Annotated in this window: 3 protein-coding genes and 1 pseudogene; 3 read left to right on the top strand and 1 reads right to left on the bottom strand. The window is 58.3% G+C overall.

Annotation, left to right across the window (positions count from 1 at the left end):
• From APM_RS00320 to APM_RS22155, 3 genes and pseudogenes are all read left to right on the top strand, one after another.
• Positions 1 to 1,403: hypothetical protein (locus tag APM_RS00320; RefSeq protein WP_007421359.1), on the top strand; the 1,403-nt coding region annotated here is incomplete at its 5' end.
• A 12-nt stretch (positions 1,404 to 1,415) separates the two neighbouring features.
• Positions 1,416 to 2,147, top strand: coding sequence for a hypothetical protein (locus tag APM_RS00315; RefSeq protein ID WP_007421358.1), 732 nt, complete (start codon positions 1,416 to 1,418; stop codon positions 2,145 to 2,147).
• A gap of 101 nt (positions 2,148 to 2,248) precedes the next feature.
• Positions 2,249 to 2,365 (top strand): annotated as a pseudogene (locus APM_RS22155) (IS5/IS1182 family transposase); the annotation flags it as partial.
• 271 nt (positions 2,366 to 2,636) lie between these two features.
• On the opposite strand, the gene APM_RS00310 reads toward APM_RS22155, so the two are convergent.
• Positions 2,637 to 2,900 (bottom strand): hypothetical protein, encoded by a 264-nt coding sequence (locus tag APM_RS00310; RefSeq protein WP_050807158.1) that lies wholly within the window; start codon positions 2,898 to 2,900, stop codon positions 2,637 to 2,639.
• Position 2,901 lies beyond the last annotated feature (1 nt).

The raw sequence follows: 2,901 nt of genomic DNA, 5'->3' as shown, positions 1-2,901 counted from the left end.
CGGAGACGAGGGAAGTCCACCGGTTCCAGGCGTATCAGGGGTCGGATACCCTCGGCCGGCTTGAATTCGAGCAGATGCTCGACGCCATGCGCCAGGGCGCCACGCCATTTTTCGGTCATCCGGGCAATCTTGCGGCGATCCGTCGCTTCTACGCGGCCTGGCGCAACGAACGTCAGGAGGTTCCGCCGGCACTCCTGATCCGGCAGTTGCAGGAGGATGTCCGCCACGGTGCGCTTGCGGTCTTCCGTTTCGCGAGAGACCCGCATCGCAGCATGATCCGCGGCGATGCCGGCAGTGGGGTCCTGCCGGGCCGCGGCCCGGTATCCGGCTGGAGCGGCGGGCAGAAGGTGGTCGCCATGTTCGAGGCGATCCCGGAATGTCTTGGAGAGGCCAGCCGGGCGGAATTCAGGGCGTTCCTGACACCGCAGAACTTTGCAGTGATGGCGCTGTTCTTCGGCGGGATCGCGGTCGTGCAGGCGCTGCCAGGGGCGGATGCGATCGTGGACGGCATGATCGCCGGGCTGGCCTGGTGGCAGTTCGGTTGGGCGGGGTTGATTGCCGGAAAAGATTTCGTCGAGGCGGTGATCAAGGCCGGCCACGCCACGACGGGTGAGGAGATCAAACTCGCCGCCAAACTGGCCGCGGCGGCGCTGGTCTCGCTGGGCCTGCTCGTCCTGCTCCGCGAAATCGTCAGGCGCGTGCATGAGGTGAAACCCAAGGCGCCAGAGGCAGAGGATGAACCCCTACCTCCCAAATCCCCACGCCAGCAGGTTCTGGCTGCGTATCCGGCGCGCGGCTCGACCGACGATATCATGCAACGCTACAACAACGGGAATGATGGCGTTACATATCCCCGGCGCGCCGATCAATTCACACCGGATAGCGTTTATGATTCAACCGCGCCTGCGGCTGACCAGCGTACTGCCATCAATCAGTTACAGAGCCAACTCGACTCAAGTGGAAATCCAGCGTGGGACGACGACAAGATCGACCAAATTCTGAATAGCGGCTCCAAATTTGGCACCAGCGATTACTCCGCGGGCGATAATATCTACAAAATTCAGAATCTTAGCTACAACCCTGATACACCCAGCCCCTATATTCTGGGCCAGAATGGCATGAATCAGTTGATCAATCAGGGATATGTCGATGAGAATCTGAACGTGACGAACGCCGCCGGGGTCAAGCAATATCTAGCTTTACCATGTTACAATATGGCCCAAACAATATTCCAAGGGCAGGTCACGGCACCAACAACAGGCGTCACGTCACAGATCAATTCCGCTTCGGAATTGTTCAATCTTGATAATGGGGCGGGTGGCGTGGATGAAGGAAAGCTGCTCATGACCGGTGGCGGCTCTCAGGTTTCATTGCCGCCTTCAGCGGTCAGCTTTGGTAAATAGAGGAACATTTCCATGATCCCCATTACGCCTGAGATCATCGGCCCTGGCATTGAAGAAGAATATGAAGATGCCATGGAGCGCATCGCGTTCCTGCTCGACGCCTTCAAGGACTACCCCGCCTCGAACGAAACCGCGCATGGCCGCGTGGTCTATCAGCTCCGCTGGCTCAAGCAGGAGATCGACGCGCAGCGCTTGCCTGTTCCCGTGCATAAGAGCTGGATCGGCACGCTTTGCTACGTCGTTGGTTCCTGCGAGGTGGATGACTCCAAGGAAATCGCCAAAGCCTTGGGGGAGTTAAAGCGTATCTTGCAAGGCCCTGGCTTGCTCAAGCCTCGGCATTTCCCGGTTGTCGCGGCGCAGATCGACGATCTGGTGGCGGATATTCATCTATTTGGAGATCCGCTGACACCGGATGAAATAAAGTTCGTCGCGGATTTGGAAGACACCGCCAAGGGGATCCGATCCGGTCAAATTATTCCTCCGCTGACCGTTCCAAAAGGTATTCACCCTCTGAAGTTGGCTTTGATGCATGCCAAACGACTAGAAAATATACTCCCACAGCCACCAAACCCACATGAATATTGGAAACAATCACATTTTTTGCAACTTCCTCTATTTTCAGCCTGGCGTCCTTACGTAGCCCAAAAGCCTCCCTTGGGAGCGCCAAATCCTGGGCTGGGACCAGAAGCACCAGATTTCACGCTGGTTCGTGATCTGGTGAATACAAACGTAACGAAAACATAAGAGGCCATTTCGGAATGGAAGTGGAACGGCTTTGATGAGCGGTTGGATGGTTGGGCCGGATGTGATTTCGGGCAGGTGTTCGAAGCCTTGCCGGAGACACCATGTGGACGCCAACCACCCGTGCGCAGCATAGCCGCACTGGGCTGCGCTGTGGAAGTGACGTGACTGACGCGGAGTGGTTACTCCTCTCGCCGTTCTTGCCCGCGCCGAGCCCATGTCGCATAACTTGTAAAACTCGCGACAGGCTGCGGCGAGCCACAACACATTGTTTTTCCTCGAATTCATTTGTCGCGTGTTTTGCCGCAGAACCCGCCTAACACACGACAAAATTAGAGATACTTACCTCCTGCTTTTGGCGGAACGACTGCTTTCGGGGATAGGACCCAGCCCCGCGAATGACCAACATGGGCGCTGAGCGTCCGTAGCGCGTTTGTGATGTTCGCAGAACGACAAAGCCCCCTCGTCCTGAGTTGGGACGAGGGGGCGTTGTCATGTGGATGAGTTCGGATCGGTGAGGGCGAGGAGGTTCCTGCCGCTGGCGATGGCGCGGTTGCCGCGGTTTTCCACGAGGCGGCAGGCATGGCGGATGGCGCTCATGTTGTCGCGGCGGATGCGGGCGGCGGTTGCGGTGTCCAAGGCATCGGCGGGGTCCTCGCCTTCGCCGCCGAGCATGGCGGCGAGGACGTCGAGCGTGTGCATCGCGAACTCGAGTGTATCGAGATCCGTGCTGAGCTGATCGCGGACGGCGTTCAGG

The organism is Acidiphilium sp. PM (assembly GCF_000219295.1).
Classification (GTDB): domain Bacteria; phylum Pseudomonadota; class Alphaproteobacteria; order Acetobacterales; family Acetobacteraceae; genus Acidiphilium; species Acidiphilium multivorum.
The sequence above is the reverse complement of the archived record's forward strand: the minus strand, read 5'-3'. Positions and strand labels throughout refer to the sequence as shown.

What these genes read in the sequence shown, in the direction of transcription:
- APM_RS00315 (WP_007421358.1), top strand. Translation starts at nt 1,416, where the DNA reads ATGATCCCCATTACGCCTGAGATCATCGGCCCTGGCATTGAAGAAGAA.